At 50.8% G+C, this 23,259-nt stretch carries 20 protein-coding genes and 2 riboswitches; of the genes, 15 read left to right on the top strand and 5 right to left on the bottom strand.

Annotated elements, in window-relative coordinates:
• Window positions 1–102 precede the first annotated feature (102 nt).
• From FGS84_RS09400 to FGS84_RS09425, 6 genes are all read left to right on the top strand, one after another.
• Window positions 103–381 (top strand): type II toxin-antitoxin system HicB family antitoxin, encoded by a 279-nt coding sequence (locus FGS84_RS09400; RefSeq protein ID WP_138307801.1) that lies wholly within the window; start codon window positions 103–105, stop codon window positions 379–381.
• A gap of 41 nt (window positions 382–422) precedes the next feature.
• Window positions 423–632, top strand: a riboswitch (cobalamin riboswitch).
• A 300-nt stretch (window positions 633–932) separates the two neighbouring features.
• Window positions 933–1,991 (top strand): sirohydrochlorin cobaltochelatase, encoded by a 1,059-nt coding sequence (locus tag FGS84_RS09405; protein ID WP_138307803.1) that lies wholly within the window; start codon window positions 933–935, stop codon window positions 1,989–1,991.
• A gap of 67 nt (window positions 1,992–2,058) precedes the next feature.
• Window positions 2,059–2,994: a hypothetical protein gene (locus FGS84_RS09410; RefSeq protein ID WP_347563813.1), complete on the top strand. Its 936-nt coding sequence runs from the start codon at window positions 2,059–2,061 to the stop codon at window positions 2,992–2,994.
• On the top strand, window positions 2,994–4,190 hold the full coding sequence (locus FGS84_RS09415; protein WP_347563821.1) for an ABC transporter substrate-binding protein: 1,197 nt from the start codon (window positions 2,994–2,996) through the stop codon (window positions 4,188–4,190). Before FGS84_RS09410 ends, FGS84_RS09415 begins: the two co-directional genes overlap by 1 nt.
• Window positions 4,191–4,268: 78 nt before the next feature.
• Window positions 4,269–5,288 (top strand): iron ABC transporter permease, encoded by a 1,020-nt coding sequence (locus FGS84_RS09420; protein WP_138307810.1) that lies wholly within the window; start codon window positions 4,269–4,271, stop codon window positions 5,286–5,288.
• A gap of 60 nt (window positions 5,289–5,348) precedes the next feature.
• Window positions 5,349–6,464, top strand: a complete 1,116-nt coding sequence (locus FGS84_RS09425) for an ABC transporter ATP-binding protein (RefSeq protein WP_138307812.1) — start codon at window positions 5,349–5,351, stop codon at window positions 6,462–6,464.
• On the opposite strand, the gene FGS84_RS09430 is transcribed toward FGS84_RS09425, so the two are convergent.
• Window positions 6,450–7,241, bottom strand: a complete 792-nt coding sequence (locus FGS84_RS09430) for a MerR family transcriptional regulator (RefSeq protein WP_138307814.1) — start codon at window positions 7,239–7,241, stop codon at window positions 6,450–6,452. The genes FGS84_RS09425 and FGS84_RS09430 overlap by 15 nt on opposite strands.
• 107 nt (window positions 7,242–7,348) lie before the next feature.
• Here FGS84_RS09430 and FGS84_RS09435 point away from each other — a divergent pair, with 107 nt between their 5' ends.
• From FGS84_RS09435 to metF, 7 genes are all read left to right on the top strand, one after another.
• Window positions 7,349–8,701 (top strand): MATE family efflux transporter, encoded by a 1,353-nt coding sequence (locus tag FGS84_RS09435; RefSeq protein ID WP_138307816.1) that lies wholly within the window; start codon window positions 7,349–7,351, stop codon window positions 8,699–8,701.
• A 236-nt stretch (window positions 8,702–8,937) separates the two neighbouring features.
• Complete coding sequence (locus FGS84_RS31440; RefSeq protein WP_243129932.1) at window positions 8,938–9,849, top strand: hypothetical protein; 912 nt, start codon at window positions 8,938–8,940, stop codon at window positions 9,847–9,849.
• 165 nt (window positions 9,850–10,014) lie between these two features.
• Window positions 10,015–10,725 (top strand): precorrin-2 C(20)-methyltransferase, encoded by a 711-nt coding sequence (gene cobI / locus FGS84_RS09445; protein ID WP_138307818.1) that lies wholly within the window; start codon window positions 10,015–10,017, stop codon window positions 10,723–10,725.
• Window positions 10,725–11,570: an ABC transporter ATP-binding protein gene (locus tag FGS84_RS09450; protein WP_138307820.1), complete on the top strand. Its 846-nt coding sequence runs from the start codon at window positions 10,725–10,727 to the stop codon at window positions 11,568–11,570. Before cobI ends, FGS84_RS09450 begins: the two co-directional genes overlap by 1 nt.
• A complete protein-coding gene (locus tag FGS84_RS09455) occupies window positions 11,561–12,298 on the top strand; it encodes an ABC transporter permease (protein WP_138307822.1) in 738 nt (245 codons plus the stop codon). The genes FGS84_RS09450 and FGS84_RS09455 overlap by 10 nt, the downstream gene beginning before the upstream one ends.
• 49 nt (window positions 12,299–12,347) lie before the next feature.
• Window positions 12,348–13,769 (top strand): DUF512 domain-containing protein, encoded by a 1,422-nt coding sequence (locus tag FGS84_RS09460; protein ID WP_138307824.1) that lies wholly within the window; start codon window positions 12,348–12,350, stop codon window positions 13,767–13,769.
• A gap of 189 nt (window positions 13,770–13,958) precedes the next feature.
• Entirely contained in the window at window positions 13,959–14,822 is an 864-nt protein-coding gene (gene metF / locus FGS84_RS09465) for a methylenetetrahydrofolate reductase [NAD(P)H] (protein ID WP_138307826.1), read from the top strand.
• Between the two features lie 30 nt (window positions 14,823–14,852).
• Here the strand turns inward: metF and FGS84_RS09470 are convergent, their stop codons facing one another.
• The 3 genes from FGS84_RS09470 to FGS84_RS09480 form a co-directional block, all read right to left on the bottom strand.
• On the bottom strand, window positions 14,853–15,761 hold the full coding sequence (locus FGS84_RS09470) for a LysR family transcriptional regulator (RefSeq protein WP_138307828.1): 909 nt from the start codon (window positions 15,759–15,761) through the stop codon (window positions 14,853–14,855).
• Between the two features lie 64 nt (window positions 15,762–15,825).
• Window positions 15,826–16,764 (bottom strand): exosortase K, encoded by a 939-nt coding sequence (xrtK, locus tag FGS84_RS09475; RefSeq protein WP_138307830.1) that lies wholly within the window; start codon window positions 16,762–16,764, stop codon window positions 15,826–15,828.
• Between the two features lie 3 nt (window positions 16,765–16,767).
• Entirely contained in the window at window positions 16,768–18,819 is a 2,052-nt protein-coding gene (locus FGS84_RS09480; protein ID WP_138307832.1) for a VIT domain-containing protein, read from the bottom strand.
• A gap of 201 nt (window positions 18,820–19,020) precedes the next feature.
• Window positions 19,021–19,093, top strand: a riboswitch (Fluoride riboswitch).
• A gap of 52 nt (window positions 19,094–19,145) precedes the next feature.
• On the opposite strand from FGS84_RS09480, the gene FGS84_RS09485 reads away from it, so the two are divergent.
• Window positions 19,146–20,324, top strand: coding sequence for a cation:proton antiporter (locus tag FGS84_RS09485; protein WP_138307834.1), 1,179 nt, complete (start codon window positions 19,146–19,148; stop codon window positions 20,322–20,324).
• Here FGS84_RS09485 and FGS84_RS09490 read toward each other — a convergent pair.
• Window positions 20,321–21,922: an amidase family protein gene (locus FGS84_RS09490; RefSeq protein ID WP_138307836.1), complete on the bottom strand. Its 1,602-nt coding sequence runs from the start codon at window positions 21,920–21,922 to the stop codon at window positions 20,321–20,323. The two genes, FGS84_RS09485 and FGS84_RS09490, sit on opposite strands and share 4 nt — an antisense overlap.
• 398 nt (window positions 21,923–22,320) lie before the next feature.
• Here FGS84_RS09490 and FGS84_RS09495 point away from each other — a divergent pair, with 398 nt between their 5' ends.
• A complete protein-coding gene (locus tag FGS84_RS09495) occupies window positions 22,321–23,244 on the top strand; it encodes a carbon-nitrogen hydrolase family protein (RefSeq protein ID WP_138307839.1) in 924 nt (307 codons plus the stop codon).
• Window positions 23,245–23,259 lie beyond the last annotated feature (15 nt).

Consider the following 23,259-nt stretch of genomic DNA (forward strand, 5'->3'; position numbering starts at 1 on the left):
TCCAGAAAATAACAGCTGTCCGGTCATTGTCTGAGATTGTGCAGAATCCAAATCCAGTATATAATAAGTATGTTTTAATATGAATATTGGAGGAAGAAGAATATGACATTTACTTACCCGGCGGTATTTACGCCCCATAAAAACGATAAAGGCTACCATGTAACATTTCCGGATCTGCAGTGCTGCGAGGCAGACGGACCGGATCTGGAGGACGCTGTGGAACATGCCAGGGAGGCAGCATATAACTGGCTCTATCTGGAGATTGAAGAAAAAACCTTTGAGTTTCCGCCCCAGACGCATATGGAGGATATCAAGCTGGAGGAAGGGGATTTCCTGAAACAAATCATGGTCACAGTAAAGCTGCTGCCGGATAATGATTGATTTTATTGCTTTTTTTTACATTAAGTGGTAGGATAAAGCATATCGAGTTAAGAACAGCTGGTGCCGCTGTCTGTCCATGGCAGACTGCGGGTAATAGGGAAACAGGTGAAAATCCTGTACGGTCTCGTCACTGTAAGTAAGGAGCGCATGGTCAATGTCAAGGACAGTCACTGATTCGGTTTCGGATTGGGAAGGCGGTCATGCGTGTTGATATACAAGTCAGGAAACCTGCCAGTTGTTGGTACAGGAATATAATTCCAAATCACGAGTAATTGGTTGTACCGATTTACGGTGTTTCGGCCGCGGATTTCTGACTCAGACGGTAACGGATTTTTACGCAGGGGAAACTATGCCCGGATGGAAGCGGATTGCTTCGGGGTATGGAAACGCTGCGTATTACATATCTGCAGAAAATCACATATCTGCGGACATCTTCCGGAATACGCCTATGGGCGTGCAGGCTGCCGTTTGGGATTCATCCGATACAGGCGGCATATTCCTCTACCTTGCTTTAACCGATGAGGTTATATAAAACAAGGAGGAAAGAGAAGATGAAAATGAAAAAACTGGCAGTATTATTTGCGGCAGCCGCCCTGACAACGGTGACCGTGGCCGGCTGTTCCGGCGGACAGAAGGAAACAGCCGCAGAGACAGCCGAGGAGAATGAGGCAGCGGCGGCTGCTGAGACAACAACAGCGGCAGAAACGGAAGCAGCGCAGACAACAGAAGAGGCCGCAGAAGCAGCTGCCGAGGCAGACGAGGAGAATTACGATACCGGAGATGCATCTAAGGATAATACCAGGAATCAGGATGAAATCGGTGAAAATGAACTTCTGGTAGTCAGCTTTGGTACCAGCTACAATGACAGCAGACGTCTGACCATTGGTGCCATTGAGGACGCTATTGAGAAGGTATTTCCTGACTTTGCCGTAAGAAGAGGATTTACCAGCCAGATTATTATTGACCACGTAAAATCCCGGGATGACGTTGCTATTGACAATGTAGGCGAGGCCCTTGACCGGGCGGAAAAGAATGGCGTCAGGAATCTTGTCATTCAGCCCACCCATCTGATGAATGGGCTTGAGTATACGGATTTGGTCAATGAAGTGGCGGAGTATTCGGATGCATTTGAGAAAGTGGCAATCGGAAAGCCTCTCCTTACCACAGATGACGATTTTAAGGCAGTTATGAAGGCCATCACAGAGGCAACAGCCCAGTATGATGACGGCGAGACAGCTATCTGCTTCATGGGACATGGCACTGAGGCGGATTCCAACCAGGTATACGCAAAAATGCAGGATATGCTCACAGAGGCAGGATATAAGAATTACTATGTGGGTACTGTGGAGGCAACGCCAAGCCTGGATGATGTCCTGTCAGCCGTGAAGGAAGGCAGCTATAAGAAGGTGGTCCTGGAACCTCTGATGATTGTAGCAGGCGACCATGCCAACAATGACATGGCAGGAGACGAGGAAGGCTCCTGGAAGACTGCCTTTGTGGATGCAGGCTATGAAGTGACATGTCTGGTCAGCGGACTGGGCGAGCTGGAGGCAATCCAGCAGCTCTTTGTGGAACATGCTCAGGCAGCAGTTGACAGTCTGGCAAAATAAATCAGAAAGATAAGTGGGCGGTCGGGGTAATTTGCTGACTGCCCTTTTAAAAGTGGGGAGATTGGAAATGAAATTCAGGAAAATGAAATTGGCTGCCCTGCTGCTTGTCGTGGGGCTGTCAGCTGGAACTCTTTCAGGCTGCGGAAAGGAGGCGCCGGCTGCTGCAGACATTGCCGCGGAGACCTCTGCGGAGGAAACGTCCGGGGCAGAGCGCGCCCAGGCAGGAGACACCGCAAGCCAGGAGACAGGCAGCCGGATGGATGCAGCGGAAGACGGAATGGTACCAGTCCTGGCAGATGCAATAAAAGATGGGGTCTATGAGATTAAGGTGGACTCCAGCTCCAGCATGTTCCGGATTACGGAGTGTGAACTTACGGTGCAGGATGGAGCCATGAGCGCGGTTATGACCATGAGCGGAACCGGGTATCTGAAACTGTATATGGGAACAGGCGCTGATGCAGAGCGGGCTTCGGATACGGATTTTATTCCATTTGCGGAAAATGCGGATGGGAAACACACCTTCAAGGTGCCGGTGGAAGCACTGGACAAGGGAATTGACTGCAGCGCGTTCAGCAAGAAAAAGGAAAAGTGGTATGACCGTGTGCTGGTATTCCGTGCCGGCTCCCTTCCGGCGGAGGCGTTTGCAGACGGTAAGGTGGCTGCCGCCGGGAGCCTTGAGCTGGAGGATGGTTCCTATACAGTGGCAGTCAGGCTGGAGGGCGGTTCAGGCCGGGCATCTGTGGAGACACCGGCAGCACTCCGGATTGAGGACGGCAAGGCTTTTGCAACCATTATCTGGAGCAGTTCCAACTATGATTATATGAAGGTAGGGGGCGAGAAGTTTGACCTGGTGAACACGGAAGGGAATTCTTCCTTTGAGATTCCGGTCAGTGCCTTTGACTGGAAGATGCCGTTCATAGCAGATACAATCGCCATGAGCGAGCCTCATGAGGTGGAATATACCCTGGTGTTTGATTCGACGACAATAAAAAGGGCTGAATGATGAGACGAAAAAAGATAGTGACGGCGGTTGCCGCTGCAGGAATCCTGATGGCGGTGATATGCGCAGGCTGTTCGCTGGCCGGGCGGGCTGACACAGGGCGGACGGCTGCAAGACAGACGGCCACGGATGAGGACCCTGAGGCTGTCCCGGAAAGCTGGAGCAGCAAAAAGATAACCGGGAGTATGGAACTTCTCTATGCGAACCAGTTTTCAGTGGACTACTACGATGGCGGCTACTCAATGATAACCATAAAGGACAGCGGCCGCTATCTGGTGGTGCCGGAAGGAAAAACAGAGCCCTCCGGTATTCCGGACGAAGTGGCTGTCTTAAAACAGCCGCTGAAGAATATTTATCTGGCGGCAACATCAGCAATGGACCTGTTCTGCAGCCTGGATGGAACGGACCGGATTACACTGTCCGGGACAGACGCTTCCGGTTGGTACATAGAGGAGGCCAGGTCAGCCCTGGAAGATGGCAGAATGCTTTATGCGGGCAAATACAATGCACCGGATTATGAGCGGATATTGTCCATGTCCTGCGACCTGGCCATAGAATCCACCATGATTTATCATTCCCCGGAAGTAAAGGAACAGCTGGAACAGCTGGGGATACCGGTTCTGGTGGAGCGTTCCAGTTACGAGAGCCATCCCCTTGGCAGGATGGAGTGGCTGAAATTATATGCCGTGCTGTTGGGCCGGGAGGAACAGGCAGAGCGCTGCTTTGACCACCAGGTAAGACAGCTGTTACCTGTGATAAACCAGGAGAATACCGGGAAGACAGCAGCATTTTTTTATATCAGCAGCAACGGTTATGTCAATGTGAGAAAGTCAGGGGATTATGTGGCTGAAATGATTGCCCTGGCCGGAGGAACCTATGTACCCCAGGGACTTGCAGAAAATGAAAATGCATTGTCCACCATGAACATGCAGATGGAAAGCTTTTATGCCGCTGCCAGGGATGCAGATTACATTATTTACAACAGCACCATAGACGGGGAACTGGACAGCCTGGACCAGCTTTTGGATAAAAGCAGCCTTCTGGCTGATTTTAAGGCTGTGAAGGAGGGAAATGTGTGGTGCACGGAAAAAAGCCTGTTCCAGGAAACCATGGGGCTGGGGGATATGATTCTGGATATCCACCGGATACTGACAGAGAAGGAGCCGGAAGGACTAAGGTATATGCACCGGCTGCGCTAGAGCCTGTCTGAAAACCCATTCCCGCCCGGCAAAGATACATGGCAGTCCCATGGGCTGCCGGAAAAAGGAGTTATGCCAATGCCAAAAGGTACCTACACAAAATACAGTATTTCATTTGCCCTTCTGGCAGCCATGATGTGCTTATTATTTATCTGGAACATTAATTCCGGCAGTGTGCATCTGTCCGTGGAGGAAATCGGTGAGATCCTGCTCAGGAGAACCGGAGAGGACACCTCATACCACATTGTGTGGGATATACGCCTTCCGCGGATTCTTTCAGCTGTGATACTGGGCGGAGCCTTATCCGTATCCGGTTTCCTGCTCCAGACGTTTTTTGCAAATCCCATCGCAGGGCCATTTGTGCTGGGAATTTCATCCGGCGCAAAACTGGTGGTCTCCCTTGTGATGATTGTCCTGCTGGGGAGGGGAATCTCCATCGGCTCAGCCGGGATGATTCTGGCTGCTTTTGCAGGCTCCATGATTTCCATGGGATTTGTTCTGATGATTTCCGGTAAGGTAAAGAAGATGTCCATGCTGGTTATCTGCGGTGTAATGATTAGCTATATCTGTTCCGCCATAACGGATTTTGTGGTGACATTTGCGGATGACGCCAACATTGTCAATCTCCACAACTGGTCCATGGGCAGCTTTTCAGGTACCTCATGGGAGAATGTAAGGGTCATGACAGCAGTGATATTCCTGGCGCTGCTCCTTGTCTTTCTCATGGCAAAGCCCATTGGCGCTTACCAGATGGGAGAGGTATATGCCCAGAACATGGGGGTAAACATCCTGGGGTTCAGGGTGGCCCTGATTCTGCTTTCCAGCATTCTTTCGGCCTGTGTGACCGCATTTGCCGGTCCCATATCCTTTGTGGGCATTGCGGTCCCGCACCTGGTGAAGAGCCTGTTTAAGACGGCAAAGCCCATACTCATGATTCCGGGCTGCTTCCTGGGCGGCGCTGTGTTCTGCCTGTTCTGTGATTTGGCGGCCAGAACGGTTTTTGCGCCCACGGAACTCAGCATCAGCTCCGTGACAGCTGTTTTCGGCGCGCCCATTGTCATCTATATGATGGTGCATAACCGTAAGAACATGCAGTGATTGGGAAGGATGGGGGCAGCAGGAAAATAGAACAGAGGGAGAGACAGAGAGGCGGATATCATGGCAGAAGATTACATTTTGACTGAAAATATGACCGTGGGGTACGGCGGTACACCTCTTATTAGGCAAATCGGGATTCATGTGAGACCGGGCCAGATTGTGACTCTGATTGGTCCAAACGGGGCTGGCAAATCCACCATCCTCCGAAGCGTAATCCGGCAGCTGGGACTGTTGGAAGGGTCCGTATATCTGGATGGCACGCCTATGGAGCAGATGGGGGAGAGGGAAATTGCAAAGCGTATGTCCATTCTGATGACAGAACGGATTCATCCTGAACTTATGACATGTGAGGATGTGGTCAGCACCGGCCGTTACCCGTATACCGGAAGAATGGGCATACTGACCGCAGAAGACAGAAAGAAGGTCAGGGAGGCCATGGAGCTGGTCCATGCATGGGACCTGGCCCGGCGGGATTTTTCAGAGATAAGCGACGGGCAGAAGCAGCGCATCCTTTTGGCGCGGGCTGTGTGCCAGGAACCCAGGGCCATTGTGCTGGACGAACCCACCTCATTCCTGGATATCCGGCATAAGCTGGAGCTTCTGACGATACTTAAGGACCTGGTTCATGAGAAGAAGGTGGCAGTGCTTATGTCCCTGCATGAGTTGGATTTAGCGCAGAAATTATCGGATTATATTGTCTGTGTGAACGGGGAATACATTGAACGGTGCGGCACACCGGAAGAAATCTTTACATCCTCCTATATAACCAGTCTGTACGGAATTACGAAAGGAAGCTATCATGCCGAGCTGGGCTGCCTGGAAATGGAACCGGTCAGGGGAACGCCTCAGGTGTTCGTCATAGGCGGAAACGGAAGCGGAATCCCGGTGTACAGGAAATTGCAGCGCATGGGAATTCCCTTTGCTGCAGGCATTCTCCACGAAAATGACATAGATTACCCCATTGCCGTGGCATTGGCCGCAAAGGTGATATCGGAAGCCCCCTTTGAGCTGATTCAGGAGGAGACGTATGAGCGGGCGGCTGCGGTTATGGCATCCTGCGGCCAGGTCATCTGCTGTCTGAAGGATTTCGGGACTGTAAATGAGAAGAACCGGAAGCTGGCTGAGCTGGGCAGGGATAAGCTGGTTAAGATGGGGGATGTGCTAATCCACTTTTAACTGCAGCTCCGTCACCTGCTCCTCCACATGCTTAGTGGTATGGACATCAATCCACAGCAGTTCCAGCAGCGGTCCCCGGATGTTCAAGGAATGTTCCCTGGCATAGGCAAGGAGCTGGGGCACATAGGTGCGGGTCTGTCGGAAGTTGCCGCTGTAACAGACCGACAGATAGGAGCCTTCCCCGATGCAGTGCTCCCCGTCCGGATGAAGGATGAACACTGCGTCATACTGCTGGCATCGTCCGTCCATGGCATCGGACAGGCTGATGAAGGAGCCCATCTGGTTGTTGCCTATAATGTACTGACGGTCCGGTCCAAAGGAGACCAGCTGTTTGATGAGAATATCCATTTCTTCGTCCGTCTCGTAGCTCTGCATAATCCGGTGGCAGGGCCGGGACGGCATTTCTTTTAATGTGATGGTACCAAGGGGAAGCATCCTTGCCCGGGAAATGGTTTCCCTGCGGGTGATGATGTTGTCCCTGAGGGATATAAGCCGTTCAATGTGGCGGTCAATCACATCCATTTCCTTCTGGAACAATTCCAGGGAGGAATCAATGCTCCGGTTTTCGATATAAGCCTTTATCTGTTCCATGGAAAACCCCAGTTCCCTCAAATCGCGTATTACATTCAGGCACCACAGGTCCTCGGTTCGGTAAATGCGGTAGCCGTTAAAGGCCCGGCGGGGGACCAGTATGCCCAGCTCCTCATAATAGCGCAGAATATCCGTACTTATGTTGTAAAGGGCTGCAATCTCCCCGATTTTATAAAATGTTGACATGAATTTTCTCCCAAATATGGCAATATTTACTGTTTACCTTGGTATTATACCAAGGTTTATGATGGTAATGCAAGCCAGTTGTAAAGTCGTCATAAAGGAGCTGTATCATGAATTTTGAAGGAATGTCACTGAAGAAAAAGTTCTGGAGGTTTGTATGGCCCTCCGTGGTGGCCCAGTGGATTTTTGCGCTGTATACCATGGTGGACGGGATGTTTGTGGCCAGGGGGGTATCGGAGGTGGCTCTGTCCGCAGTGAATATTGCCTCTCCCTTTGTAAATTTCCTGTTTTCTGTTTCCATCCTGTTTGCCGTGGGCACATCCACGGTGGTGGCCATTTTTCTGGGGCAGGGCAGGCAGCGGGAGGCCAATCAGGCCAACACCCAGAATATGGTGGTGACAGGCGTCCTGTCCCTGCTCATTATGGTCACTGTGTGGCTGTGCCTGGACCCCATTGTAAAGTTCCTGGGAGCCACCCAGAGCACGGCGGAGTATGTGAAGCATTATATTTTGTCCCTTCTGCCCTTTACATGGTGGTTCATCATATCATACACGTTTGAGACACTGGTGAAGACAGACGGATTCCCGCGGTTTGCAGCTGTGGCTGTGGCTTCAGGCGCCCTTATGAACTGTGTGCTGGACTATTTCTTTGTCATGGTGTTTCACTGGGGCATTGCGGGAGCAGGGGCTGCCACGGGACTGTCGCAGATGCTGCCCGTATTCCTGTATCTGAAACATTTCCTGGGGCCAAAGGCCACCATACGGTTTGCCAGACCGGTCTGGGATTCGGGACAGTTTTTCCGGGTGGTAAAGATTGGGCTGTCCTCCGGACTTACGGAGCTGTCGGCAGGTTTCACGGTATTCATGTTCAATCATGCCATACTCCGGTATATCGGCGAACAGGGAGTGGTGAGCTACACAATCATCGCATATGTAAATACCATTGTGGTCATGTCCATGGCGGGAATCGCCCAGGGCATCCAGCCCTTAATCAGCTTTTATTACGGCAGGCAGGAGAGGGATGTCTGCAGCAGGCTTCTTAAGTACTCCCTGACAGCGGCTGTTGGCGTTGCTGGAATTGCCTTTATTGGTTCTATGGCAGGGGCTGACTGGCTGGTGGCCCTCTTTATTTCAGAAAAGCTGGAAGGACTCAGGCTTTACTCGGCGTCTGTATTCAGGATATTCAGCCTGTCATTCCTGGTGCTGGGATTCAACATTGTGGGGGCAGGATATTTTACGGCCATAGAACGGCCGAAGGAGTCATTGGCTATCTCCATGGGCAGAGGCATGATTATTATGACGGCTGCATTAGCAGGCTGTATTGCGGTAATGGGAGGCGTGGGAATCTGGTGGGCGCCTGCTGTATCGGAGCTGTCGTGTCTGGGTATAACTTTGTTTCTGGTATATTTGTATACCAGAAGGGAGATGCGGATGGCAGGGGAGGAACAGGCGGAGACGGTATAGGCGGGGAGGGTCTGGCCGGCACATAAAAGACAACGGAACAGGGCCGTGCATGGAGTGATTCATGTCATGGTCCTGTTTGTCTTTGAAATATTTTTATTCACAAAGGTAGACAGGGCCATGTATATTTGCTAAAATAAAACCACATTTCCAATGAGGTCTGTAATTCTTATCATTCAATGCAGTTTCTGCAGTACATTTCTCAATCGGATTTTAACATGATACAAAGGGGGTATTTTATGCAAAAAAATGAAAAGCAGGTATCAAACCGTGAGGTGAAGTCCAGTGCATTTACTACACTGTTCGGTAAACCGGAAAATGCTGCAAAGCTGTATTCGGCATTGAACGGTGAAGAGGAGGTGGCAGCGGAGGATATAACTTTTACCACGCTGAGCGGGGTACTTTTTATGGCGCGGAAAAACGATATGGCATTTACTGCTAAGGGAAAAGTGCTGGTTATCAGCGAACACCAGTCAACCTTAAATGAGAATATGCCGTTAAGGGATGCCATTTACTATGGAAGGACAATGGAGAAACTGGTTGAGTCCAGAGCATTGTACCGCACCGGCCGGATTCAGATTCCAACGCCTGAGTTTTTTGTTTTCTATAATGGTGACAAACATTTTCCGGAAGAGAGAATTCTGAAACTTTCGGATGCATACCTTGAAAAGACCCAATATCCTATGCTAGAATTAAGTGTAAAGGTAATTAATATCAATCTGCCGTCAAACCACCCGATTCTAAAAAAATGCGGGCCTCTGTATGAGTATTCCTGGTTTATCCAGCAGATAAAGAATTATCTGGTACATGGAAAGAGCCGCGATGAGGCAATTATCAGCGCCATGTCCGACTGTGAGCAGAAGGGTTTTTTGGCGGAGTTTCTGAGAGAACATGGAACGGAGGCGGTGAATATGCTGTTTACGGAGTTCAATATGGAGGACGCCCTGGAAGTCCGTTATGAAGAGGGAAGAAACGAGGGTAGAGCAGAGGGTAGAAACGAGGGAATCAGGGCTTTTATCCTGGATTATTTGGAGGACGGAAAGACGGAGGAACAGACGCTTGAGCGGCTGAAACAAAGGTTTTCCCTGAATCAGGAGGAGGCACAGAAGTATTTTGGCCTTTATAATACCAGGAAAAACCACAGCAATTAGTGCAGTCCCGGATTAGCCCAGGACAGGCCGTGCGCTGTACACTCAGCGTCAGGGCCTTTTTTCCATCCCCCGGATGTGAAGTATAATAGGGTGAATTAAATAATTGCCCTTTGCCTCCGGATATGGTACCATGTCATGGTATAAGAACAGAAAGAGGAACGCAAAATGGGAAAACTGTATGGAATTGGCGTAGGACCGGGGGACCCGGAACTGCTTACATTGAAAGCATACCGCGTTTTAAACGAGGCGGATGTGATTTTTTGCCCTGAAAAGGAAACTGGAGCAGGCAGCTTTGCTTTTGATATCATAAAAGGACTTTTGAAGAACACAGAGGCGGAAATCGTAAATTTAGTATATCCAATGCATTATCACGGCATGAAGCTGCGTGAAATGTGGGAGCAGAATGCAGGATGCATCGCAGAGCATTTAAACGGGGAGCGTACCGGTGCCTTTATTACGCTGGGGGACCCGGCGGTTTACAGCACATTTATGTATACGCTGCCTTACATAGAGGCAGCAGGCGTGGAGGTAGAGGTGGTGCCCGGCATTACATCCTTCTGCGCAGTGGCAGACTCCATGAAAATGCCTCTGGTAGCCTGGAATGAAGATTTGGTTGTGGCGCCCGTGCGTAAAAACAGCAGTGAAGATTTGGGAAGGGTGCTCAGGGAACACGACAATGTGGTTCTGATGAAGCCCTCCACTGACCCGGAAGCCCTGCTGCAGGCCCTGGAGGAGAACCACCTGGAGGATAGGTTTGTGCTGATTACCAAGACCGGCACAGGTGAAGAGCGTCTGGTGACTGATTTTGAGGAGCTGAAACATTATGATATCCCCTATCTGTCCACAGTCATTATCAAAAAGCAGGGGAGGCAGTAATGATTCTATGTAAAGACCTGCATAAGCGTTTCGGAGATGTGGAAGCGGTGAAGGGTGTCACCATGGAGATACCTGATGGAATGTTTTTGGGCCTGCTGGGACCAAATGGAGCAGGAAAGACAACATTAATGCGGATGATGACAGGATTGCTGATGCCGGATACCGGCACCGTGTCCTTTGACGGACAGGTCATGGACCGGAATGCTGTGGCTGTAAAGCAGGCCATTGGTGTGACCAGCCAGCACGTCAACCTGGACAAGGAATTGACGGTTGAAGAAAATATGGAATTTGCAGGCCGCCTTTACCGGATGGGAAAGGCGGATATTGCTGTTTCCACAGACCGTCTCCTCACATTCCTCGGACTGGACAGTGTGCGGAAACGGGTGACCCAGAACCTGTCCGGAGGGATGAAGCGCAAGCTGATGATTGCAAAGTCCCTGATTCACAACCCCAGATACTTATTTCTGGATGAGCCAACCGTAGGCATTGACCCCAATGCCCGCCGGGATATATGGGATTTTCTGCGCATGCAGCACAAGGAGGGAAAGACCATACTTCTGACCACCCATTATATTGAAGAGGCCCAGCATCTTTGTGATTATGTGATGCTGATTGACGGAGGAACGATATTTAAGGAGGATACGCCCGAAGGACTGATTGATGAAATCGGACCCTTTAAGGTGGAATATGACGGAGGTGACAGGATGAAGGCTGAGTTTTTCAGGGACCTGGCTGCTGCCAAGTCCAGGTCTGCCGAGATTGACGCACTGTGCAGCGTACTGCCGTCCACCCTGGAGGATGTATTCTTCCACTATACCAGTAAGGGGGTGGGAGGATGGAAATAACCACGATTTTGTGGCGGGAATGGCTGTTCCTTAAACGGCGGTTCTGGCGGGTCACGTTTTCCCAGATGGTATCTCCGCTGCTGTATTTCGTGACCTTTGGAATGGGGCTGGGAAGGGTGATGGAGATGGACGGAAGACCCTATCTCTATTATCTGATACCGGGACTTTTAGCCATGACAACCATGCGGAACAGCTACACTTCCGTTTCAACCCGCATCAGTGTCATGCGCCTCCACGAGAAGAGCTTTGAGTGCTATCTGTATTCGCCCACCCGGATGTATCTGCTGGCAATGGGCCATATCTTTGCAGGAGCCCTCCGCGGTATGTATTCCGGTGTATTCATCGTTCTGCTGGGAATCGTGTCAGGGGCCAGGCTGTCCATGAACGGCTGGCTGCTGACAGCAGTCATACTGAATTCGCTGATTTTTTCAGCCCTGGGTTTTCTGGCAGCCATGATGATGGAAAGCCATTATGACATGAATAATTTTACAAATATTGTAATAACCCCCATGTCATTTTTATGCGGCACCTTTTTTTCGCTGGACGGCATACCGGAAGCCCTGAAGTGGGTTGTGAATATCATGCCGCTGACCCATACCACGCGGCTTATTCGGGAAATTTCTTTTGGAGGCAGCGTCAGCTGGCTGTCCATGGCAGCAGCGTGCCTGTTTGCAGCGGCCCTTACCGGGTGCTGCGTGTGGGCATGTTACCGGGAAGCAAAAGCATAAAAACAGGGATTATGGAAAGAACTATAATACTGAGGAAAATAGATTGAAAATGAAAAAGAATGAACATGTGATAAAAGAAGTATTTCCCGGCTCCATTGCAAAAGAGATGGAAATCGAACCGGGTGATATACTTCTTTCAATCAATAATGAAGAGATTGAGGATGTATTTGACTACAGGTATTTGATTAAGGATGAGTATATTGAGGTAGTCATAAGAAAACCGGACGGGGAAGAGTGGCTGTTGGAAATCGACAAGGATTATGACGATGACCTGGGGGTGGAGTTTGAAAACGGCCTGATGAGCGATTACCGTTCATGCAGCAACAAGTGCATATTTTGTTTTATTGACCAGATGCCGCCGGGGATGCGGGAAACCTTATATTTTAAGGACGATGATTCCAGGCTTTCTTTCCTGCAGGGAAATTACATCACCCTGACCAACATGAAGGAAAGAGACATAGAGAGAATCATCCGGATGCAGCTGGCTCCTATTAATATATCCGTGCAGACCACCAATCCGCAGCTGCGGTGTAAAATGCTCCACAACCGATTTGCAGGCGATAAGCTTAAGTATCTGCAGATGCTCTATGACGGTCATGTGGAAATGAACGGACAGGTGGTCTGCTGTAAGAATGTAAATGACGGGGCGGAGCTGGAGAGGACCATCAATGATTTGTCTAAATATCTGCCCTTCTTAAGAAGCGTATCCGTGGTTCCGGCAGGAATCACAAAATTCAGGGAGGGGCTGTTCCCCATTGAGTTATATACCAGGGAAGAGGCCGGCGCTGTTATTGACCTGGTGGAAAGCCGCCAGCAGGAATTTTATGACCAATACGGACTCCATTTCATTCATGCAAGTGATGAGTGGTACATTACGGCAGGCAGGGATTTTCCGGAGGAGGAGCGCTATGACGGCTATATCCAGCTGGAAAATGGAGTGGGAATGATGCGTATGTTCATCAATGAATTCAACGAGGCCCTGGAAGCAGTTATCAATGGCAGGGAGTATGAAAGGCTGAAAAAGACAGTCACAAGGACGCTGACCATTGCAACAGGGAAGCTGACCTATTCCACCATCTGTGACTTTGCGGGAAAGCTGATGGACGCATTTCCGCATCTGACCATTCATGTGTACTTTATACGGAATGATTTCTTTGGGGAGACCATAACGGTATCCGGTCTTATAACGGGACAGGACCTGATAGGACAGTTAAAGGAGCGTCAGGATGCAGGGGAGGATTTGGGTGAAGTACTGCAGATTCCATCCAATATGCTGCGCATGGGCGAACAGGTGTTTTTAGATGACCTGACGGTCCAGGATGTGGAACGGGAGCTGGGAATGAAGGTGGTGGCCGTGGAATCAGGGGGCAGGGAGTTCATTGACGCTGTCCTGGATTCGGAATACAGAATGGAACGCACAAACGATAATTTTGTCTATATACAGGCCTATGACCGGAGTAAGGGAAAATAGAGCTGCAGATATGGATGTATTGAAAAAGAGAGACGCCTTGGAGAAGCAGAGGCAGGAACAGGAAGAGTGATATAGTTTTAAACTATAGAAGCCTATAAAAATTACAAATTATGCCTTCTTTTTGATTTGTGCTATGATTACTGCAATCAGAAACCATGACAAAGACATTAAAGAAGGGAACAGATATACATGAAGACATCATCACTGTTTAACCATAAGACAGTACTGTCCCTGGAGGTATTTCCTCCTAAGAGGACAGCGCCCATTGATACGATTTACCGGACATTAGATGAACTTAAGGGAATCACCCCTGATTTCATCAGCGTCACATACGGGGCAGGGGGCAGCGAGAACAGCCAGGCAACGCTTAAGATAGCGTCTTTCATTAAGCGTGAATACGGCATAGAGAGCGTGGCCCACATCCCATGCCTGAACCTGACCAGGGAAGACGTTCTGCTGATTCTGGGACAGCTGAAGGAACAGAACATAGAAAATATCCTGGCCCTGCGGGGGGACCGTATTCCTGACAGGATACCGGCAGGAGATTTTAAGTACGCTGCGGATTTGGTGGAATTCATAAAAATGCAAGGGGATTTTAACATAATCGGCGCCTGTTATCCGGAGGGACATCAGGAATCAGGCGGTCTGGTAAGGGATATGAAATACCTGAAAGACAAGGTGGATGCGGGCGTCAGCCAGCTTATTACCCAGCTTTTCTTTGACAACGAGTATTTTTACCGTTTCCGGGAGCGGATGGACCTGGTAGGCATCCATGTCCCGGCGGAGGCGGGAATCATGCCGGTGGTCAACAAAAAGCAGATAGAACGCATGGTATCCCTGTGCGGCGTAAAACTGCCAAAGAAGTTCATTTCCATGATGGAACGGTACGGGGATAATCCTGTTGCCATGCGGGATGCGGGAATCGCCTACGCGGTGGACCAGATTGTGGACCTGGCAGCCCATGGCGTGGATGGAATCCACCTGTATACCATGAATAATCCCTATATTGCAAACCGGATTTACGAATCCGTATTCCGGCTGATGGCGTCTTAGAGCGCCTTTGGAAAATGGGTATTTAAGCCTCTAGGTCTGCGGGCCAATGAGCCGGCTTAACTCTTCCAGATAGTTCTCTGCAAAACGGCTGAGATGGAGTCTGGGGTCTGCAATCCATCCAATGAGCATGTTTTCTTCTGTTTCCAGCGGAACCGCCATGATGGAGTCGCCGTTCAGGTTGCGGTTTAAAATGCCGCTGCATATGGTATATCCATTCAGTCCAATGAGAAGATTGAACAGGGTGGCCCTGTCGCTGACATAAATTACTTTCTTTCTTGGAATGGTGCTGAGTATTTCCTCTGAGAAATAAAAGGAATTTTTTTCTCCCTGCTCAAAGGCCAGAAAGGGGTAATCCTCCAGGTCCTCTATGGTTACGCTTTTTCTGCCTGACAAGGGATGGGTTACGCTGATGAATACATGGGGACTGGCCCGGAACAGGGGATGGAATACAAGACCGCTTTCCTTAAACAGTTTTTCCAGCACCTTCCGGTTAAAATCATTGATATAAAGAATGCCCAGCTCACTGCGGTAATTCTTTACATCATCAATAATCTCATAGGTGCGGGTCTCCCTCAGCGTGAATTCATATTCGTCGGTGTTCTGCCTGGATACCAGGTTGGCAAAGGCATTGACGGCAAAGGCGTAGTGCTGGGTGGATATGGAACAGATGCGCTTTACCGGCTTTTTGTTGGTATAGTGCTGTTCCAGCAGCTCGGCCTGCTCCAGTACCTGCCTGGCATAGGAAAGGAATTCTGTTCCCTGGGAGGAAAGGGCAATGCCTTTGGAGCTGCGGTTAAAGATGGATATGCCCATTTCCTTTTCCAGTTCCCTGACTGCATTTGAAAGGCTGGGCTGGGTGATGAAAAGCTGCTTTGCCGCCTCGGAAATAGAGCCGCAGTTTACGATGGTTACAATATAGCGCAGTTGCTGCAGTGTCATGACAAATACCTCCATTGCATTTGATGCATGGAGGTATTTTAGCACGGAATGATATAGTTTGAAACTATGTATGTTCATGTTTGGATGATTTTTTATGATTTCCGCCGGTCATATGACGGATGATTGCGGAACAGGTGCCGTGAAGAACCACCAGGGTCAGGCAGACGGCTGTCAGCAGGAGCGCATAGTCTGTGAAGGTTCCTGGACTGTTTCTGTATGCTCTGTTAAGAAACGGTATCCCCAAAACAAGGGAGAAATACCAGAATGAAGGGACTGCCCATCCGCCCAGGGCCTTCATGGGGGAAATTCCGGACCGGGTCCGGCTGTTCCAGCAGCGGGATGTTCCGGGGCTGTTCCTGCAGCGGGATGTTCCGGAAACAGAAGAGCATCTCCGGGAGGCATACTCCCCCAGCTGACATATGGCAAACAGGGCGGTAAAGTAAACAGCAGCCCCAATAATGGTATGAAGCCGTTCCGGCGTGAGCCATATGCTCCAGGCGTGAGCCATGCCTGAACCGGCTGTGCCCGGACCGGCCGTACCTGAGCCAGCCATGCCAGCCCCCGGTGTCCCGCTGCCGGTCATTCCCAGATATATGGGGATGAAGATGGAGAACAGGATTCGGAAGCCGTTGACAAAGATGGTCAGCAGATACGAAGCCAGGGCGCTTAAGGCCATCCATCCCAATTTACCCTTCATGGTCCTCATCCGGTGGATATAAGAGAAAACCAGGGCAGCCGCGGAAATCATCAGGAACCGGACGCCTGAGCAGGAGGCGGCTATGATGAAACGGTAGGAATGGCTGACATAGCCTGCCTGGGGGACCTTTATGAAGGAAATTCCGCTTAAGGCGCTGACCCACCAGGCAGTGGGGGACAGAATCCATGAAAGGCTGCCACAGTCCATGCGGCTGTAATAATATTTCATTCCCAGCAGGAAGGCGGCTCCCGCAAGATAGAAGGGGATAGTTTGCCGGATAAAGGATTTTGCGCTGCGGATATCCACTTTTTATGCCTCCTCCGTCTGCTTCTTTTTCCTGTTGGCGCTGTTTCGCCGGATACAGCCGGCTGCCATTATGACTCCCGCAGCACACAGAAGTATCAGGGTTCCGGGTTCTGAGCCAATGGTATATCCGGCTCCCACGGCAAAATCAGACACATGCTTCGGCAGCGGAAGGGGCTGGTTCACATCCGCGGCAGAACCCTCCTGGTTGCGGACTGTTTCAGTGACCGCGATGAAGGAGGTGTAGGGTGTCATCATGCTGTAGTCCAGTCCCAGCTGTGTGACGGTCTTTTTGACCATGGCCTGCCTGATTATATCCTGGGTATCCTCCCGTGTACCGTAATCCGTAAGACGCTCTGCCTTTGTCCTGGCCCACAGATAGGATATGGCATGATTGTCTGTTCCGGCCTCTGTCCGGTCCACCGGTATTTCCTGTATGTAATCCTGATTTCCGGTTTTGCCGGTTATCCGTATGGTGCCGGAAGGCTGGCCCCGCCATTTTCCAAACAGGACAATGGGCTTTTGGGCAAACAGGGTGGGAAGGATGCCCGGCTCTACATCGTAAACATCAAAACCATCAAAGGAAACCTTTATGCCGGTCATGACCGGGGACTGGATATAGGTGCGGAAATCACTGGCAGTGCCTGAGGCCTGTTCCGGCTCCGTTACAACAAAGGCTTCCCCGGAGCCGGCTTTTGCGATTCCGTCAATTAAATAGCGGTTGACGGAGGTGCCGATTCCAAAGGAGAAGAAATCCGCAGTTTTAAGGTTCTTATTTATTATTTTGAAAATGGACGCCTCATCGGACATATAGCCGTCTGTGATGGTGACAATGCTTCTGGCCATCTGCGGGTCCTTTGGCAGGGAAACCGCCTGCTCGAGGGCCGGGGCCAGCTCCGTGCCGCCGCCTCCGTCCTGGCGCTCAATCAGGTCAATGGCCATCTGGATGTTTTCCATGGTGGCAGGTACAGATGCTTGGGCCATGGAGATGGCTGTGTCTGAAAACAGTATCAGGTTAAACCGGTCTGAATCCCTGAGATTTCCTACCAGGTCCCGTATAAGCTCCTTTGCAGTGTCAAGAGGATACCCGAACATGGAGCCTGACACATCCAGCACAAATATGTATTCACGGGGCGGAATCTCCTCCGCCCTGACACGCTCCGGGGGCTGTACCATCAGCATAAAGAAGTTCTCCTTTTCCCCTGTGTCCAGCATGTGTCCGCAGTTTATATCCTGCCCGGTAAGTCTGTAATCCAGGATGAAGTCCCGGTCCCCTGCAAATTCTCCGGAATCAGATAGGGTCACATGGGCAGCGGATTCGCTTTCTTTTTCCACCTTGATTTTATGGGAACTGCTGGTCAGACTGGAAATGGGAACGCCTGTGGAGAGGTTGACGGCAATATCATAGGTTCCCTGAGGGGCGGTTCCTTCCTCCAGGTAAGGACTTGCCACCCACTCATCCTGCCCGCTGTTTTCCGGCGAAGGACTGGCATATCTGGGTCCGGTTACGGTGGGGAATACAAACTGGTAAACCCCGTCCCGGGAGGATATCAGTTCGGTGTAGTGCAGTTCAATGCGCACCGTATCCCCGGGCATCACATTGGCCACATTCATGGTAAATACATTGGGACGCTGCTGTTCCAGCAGAGAGGCGCTTTTTCCTTCGCTTTTAGCTTCCTCGAATTCTGTTTTGGCCTCTTCCTTTTCCCTGATTTTTGCCGTGATTACCTCGTCCCCGATTTCCATTTTCATACCATGGACCGTGACCCTGGCGGATGCCGGGAACACGTAGCTGGCGTTGATTGGATTTTGTCCTTCGTTGGTATAGGTCTGGGTGACATAGGTTTCGGCAATGACGCCGTTTATTGTGGTGGACACACTTGTGTCTTTCAGGGGGAACTGTTCCGCCGTCCCTCCGGTGTCCTGTATAAAGAAATAGGGGGCAAGAGTCTTGTCCGCCGCATCCCCCTCCGGTTCCCCGCCGTAGACCGCAGCAGGGGACAGGGTCAGCATAAGCAGGGTCAGACATACACAGAGCCATGTTTTCTTCCGTTTCATTGTTTACACCTCGTTTGTTATTTGTAGGAGTTTCCTTACTGTCCAGATTACAATGGACAGGCATCAAAAAGGCATCAAAGATGCATCAAATTTGCATCATATGAAAAAATTTTACAGCCGTTCAGGCAAGATGAAAAGGCCGGAGGAGAATTCTGACCGTAAAGAGGAAATCCATTGACATTCTGTATTTTTAGTTATAAAATAAGTACCGGGAATGAAGTTCTCCCTTAGTCTGACTAGAACCGCTTATAAAGCTGATGACTTCTGCATTATGTATTAACGCAGAAATTATCGGCTTTTTCTGCGTTTGTAAGGAGGAAAAGAATATGCTGATTAGTATTGCTTACATGTTGATGCTGGGAATGTTTCTGGGCTGGGTGTGCAGGAAACTGCGGCTGCCCGGCCTTATGGGGATGATTTTTACGGGGATTCTTCTGGGACCCTATGCGTTTAACCTGATTGATGTGTCCATTCTGAACATATCGTCGGAGCTGAGGCGGATTGCCCTCATTATCATATTGATGCGGGCAGGGCTTTCCCTGGATGTAAATGATTTAAAGAAGGTGGGAAGGCCGGCCGTGCTCATGTGTTTTCTCCCTGCCTGCTTTGAAATATTGGGAATGGTCATACTGGCGCCGAAATTGCTGGGGATGCCGGTGCTTGACGCCGCCATTATGGGAGCTGTGGTTGGGGCGGTTTCGCCGGCTGTCATTGTTCCCAAGATGTTAAAATTGATTGAAGAAGGATACGGTACGGATAAGGGAATTCCGCAGTTGATTTTGGCGGGAGCTTCCGTGGACGATGTGTTTGTGATTGTCATGTTCACGGCCTTTACTGGTCTTGCCCAGGGTGGAGCGGTGTCACCCATGAGCTTTGTAAAGATACCTGTGTCCATTCTGGTTGGAGGACTTGTGGGACTGGCGGCCGGATGGGGTCTGGCTGTATACTTTAAGAGAGTTCATATCCGGGATACGGTGAAGGTTATCATCCTGCTGTGCGTGGCCTTTATTCTGGTGACGCTGGAGGACAGGTATTCGGACATCGTGCCGTTTTCAGCTTTGATTTCAGTCATGGGAATCGGAATCGCCCTGCAGAAGAAACGGGAGGAAGCAGCCCGCCGGCTATCCGTTAAGTTCAATAAGGTGTGGGTCTGCGCTGAAATCCTGCTCTTTGTTCTGGTGGGGGCAACTGTGAATATCCGATATGCATGGTCGGCCGGTTTACCGGCTGTCTTACTTATTTTCGGCGTGCTGGTGTTCCGGATGGCCGGTGTGTTCTGCTGTCTGGTCAGGACAAAGCTGGATGTGAGGGAACGGGTATTCTGCATGATAGGGTATATGCCTAAGGCTACGGTGCAGGCCGCCATAGGCGGAATGCCTCTGGCCATGGGTCTGGCCTGCGGGGATATGGTGCTGACGGTTGCAGTGCTGGCCATCCTGATTACAGCACCCTTGGGAGCCTTTTTGATTGACCTGACCTATAAGCGTCTTTTGCAGAACAGCTAAGGGACTGTCCGGCCAGCTGCTGTTTGCTGGAATGAAAAGCCCAGGTCCAGAAGCATTCGGTCCTGGCCGTATCCTGCCGTAAATGTGGCGCCCTGGGGCCTGCCCTTGTCATTGAGGCCCAAGGGAACGGTCAGCTCCGGGTATCCTGCCGCGCACACGATATCGGAAGCCGAGGTATTGAGAAATGCAATGGAGTCCAAATCATAGGACTCCATCAGGGTATCCAGCTCCTGACGGGCTTTTTGGATGGAGTCATGGATTGGAGAATAATCAGGGACCGTAATCGCTTCAGCTGCTTCCAGATGGTCCTGTCCGTAACGCATCCTTCGTATGGGGGCCTGCCGGTTATAGTCCAGCAGGTCCCCCAGTTTTGTTATGGGGAGCTGGTTTTGTTCTGCAAAATGCTGGAATTCCTGTTTAAAGGTCAGGTGAATGACAGTTTGGACCCGGACTCCATGGCCCTCCAGCGGGATTTCTGTCACATGGGCCCCGGCGGATATAAGGATGTCCCTGAGCCGGGATATCATGGCAGGGTCATTGTAGGCGTATACTGCCAGACCAATGCCGGCACCTTTTAAAGCGTCCGGATTCAGGTTTGCCGCGGGATTGGAAGCCGCGGTGCCGGGCAGGCCCAGAAGGGCGTCATAGGCCAGGGCTGCATCCTGTACTGTTTTGGCAATGGGCCCCGGGGTGTCCAGAGCATGGATTAACGGCATGATTCCTTCCGCGGATATCCGGTCACGGGAGGGCTTAAAGCCGACCACGGAGCTGGCGGCCGCAGGGCCGGCGATGGAGCCGGCTGTCTCCGTGCCAATGGACACCGGCACCAGGTTGGCAGTGACCGAAACCGCGCTGCCGCTGCTGGAGCCGGAAGGGGAAATCTTCAGGGGACCGTAGGGATTGACGGTCTGGCCCTTGTTACCGCTGTATCCGGAGGGCATGATACTTGACATATAATTGGCGAATTCCGATAAATTATTTTTACCCAGGATAACAGCGCCCTGCTCCCGCAGGGTGCGGACCAGAGGGGCATCCTGGGCAGGAATATAGTCTGAGTAGGCCTCGGCCCCAAAGCTGGTGGGTATGTTCCTGGTATTGATATTATCCTTGAACATGACAGGAATTCCAAAGAGAGGGGAGGGAGGGCGGAAGTCTGCGGTATCCTGCTGCCCGGTTGAATCCTGCTGCCGTCCTGATGCGCCCGGCTGTTTCCGGATGGCATCGCATGTCCGGGCCTGCTCCATGGCATCCGGCGCTATCTCCGCAACCGAGTTATAACCGTGTCTGCACTGGTCCAGCTTTTTAATGCGGTACAGGCAGAGGGCGGTCAGTTCCTCATAGGTCAGCTCACTGTCCATGACGGACTGCTGCAGCTCATCCAGGCTTTTTTCCAGTACATACTGTTCTTTTTCTGCCTCCAGGCGTTCCATGTCCATACCTTCCAGCTGCCGGTCAATGGAGGTTAGTAAATCTTCATTGTCCCAGCTAATCCATTCTTCTCCGGGCGGGACCATGTTCCTGAAATACAGGACCATGGCTGAGAGCAGAAGGAGCAGGATTAGGGAAAAGGCCAGGATTTTCTTATATGTTCTATTCATAATATGAGTTCTCCGTATTTTTAATTGAAATCCGCTGTTCGTTTGAACTGATAAGAATAGGATGTCCGTATCTTATTGATTTTATCTATCCGCGCTGTTTTGGGAAGAAAGGTGAATCCTGCCATTGTGGAGATTAGGACAGCATGGTAAAATGAGAAAGGAACGGTCCGGTTCCGTAGGGACCGGGGCCTGAGGAAACCGACGGCTGAAATTCACCGGAGGAAACCGACGGAGGAAAATACCCGGGTTCCATCACGGTCTGAAATCACCCGGCTGAAATCACCCGGCGGGCATGGATGCCGTACGGAAAATGGCGGCACAGAACAGGGATAATACTGATAAATTTAAGTGAATTCCGTTGGAACTATACCTGGAGTTAGCAGGAAAGGGGAAGGGAAATGAAGGATTTGAAGAAAATATGTAAAATAGCCGTTATTCAGGCTGCGCCTGTTATGTTTGACAAGGATGCATGTACACAGAAGGCGGAACAACTGATTCAGGAGGCGTCCCAGGGGGGAGCAGAGCTCATTGTGTTTCCGGAACTGTTTATACCGGGATACCCTTACGGCATGACATTTGGGTTTTGCGTGGGAAGCCGCAGCGGGGAGGGACGGAAGGACTGGAAAATGTACATGGACAACTCCATCCTGGTTCCCGGAAAGGAGACAGAGAAAATCGGCCTGGCTGCCCGGAAAGCTGGGGCTTATGTCAGCATCGGTGTCTCTGAACGGGACGGTGTGACGGGAACCCTTTACAATACAAACCTGTTCTTCTCTCCCCAGGGAGAATTGATTTGCGTGCACCGCAAATTAAAGCCCACCGGGGCTGAACGGGTGGTATGGGGCGATGCGGACAGGGGATATTTTCCGGTTGCGGAAACGCCCTGGGGTGTGATGGGAAGCCTGATTTGCTGGGAAAGCTATATGCCGCTGGCCAGGGCGGCCCTGTATGAGAAGGGAGTGGCCCTGTACATATCCCCTAATACCAATGACAATCCGGAGTGGCAGTCCACCATTCAGCACATTGCCCTGGAGGGGAGATGCTACTTCATCAACTGCGATATGTATTTTACCAGGGATATGTATCCGGAGGGCCTGCACTGCAGGGATGAGATTGACAGACTGCCGGATACTGTGTGCAGGGGAGGCAGCTGCATCGTGGACCCATATGGTCACTATGTGACAGAGCCGGTGTGGGATAAGGAGGCCATAATCTATGCGGACCTGGAGACGGACCGGGTATGTGCCAGCCGTATGGAGTTTGATGTCTGCGGACATTACTCCCGTCCGGATGTGCTGAGGCTTCAGATTGACGACAGATAATCCATAGGAAAGCAG

Source organism: Clostridium sp. 1001271st1 H5, assembly GCF_005845215.1.
In the GTDB taxonomy this organism is placed as follows: Bacteria; Bacillota; Clostridia; order Lachnospirales; family Lachnospiraceae; genus Enterocloster.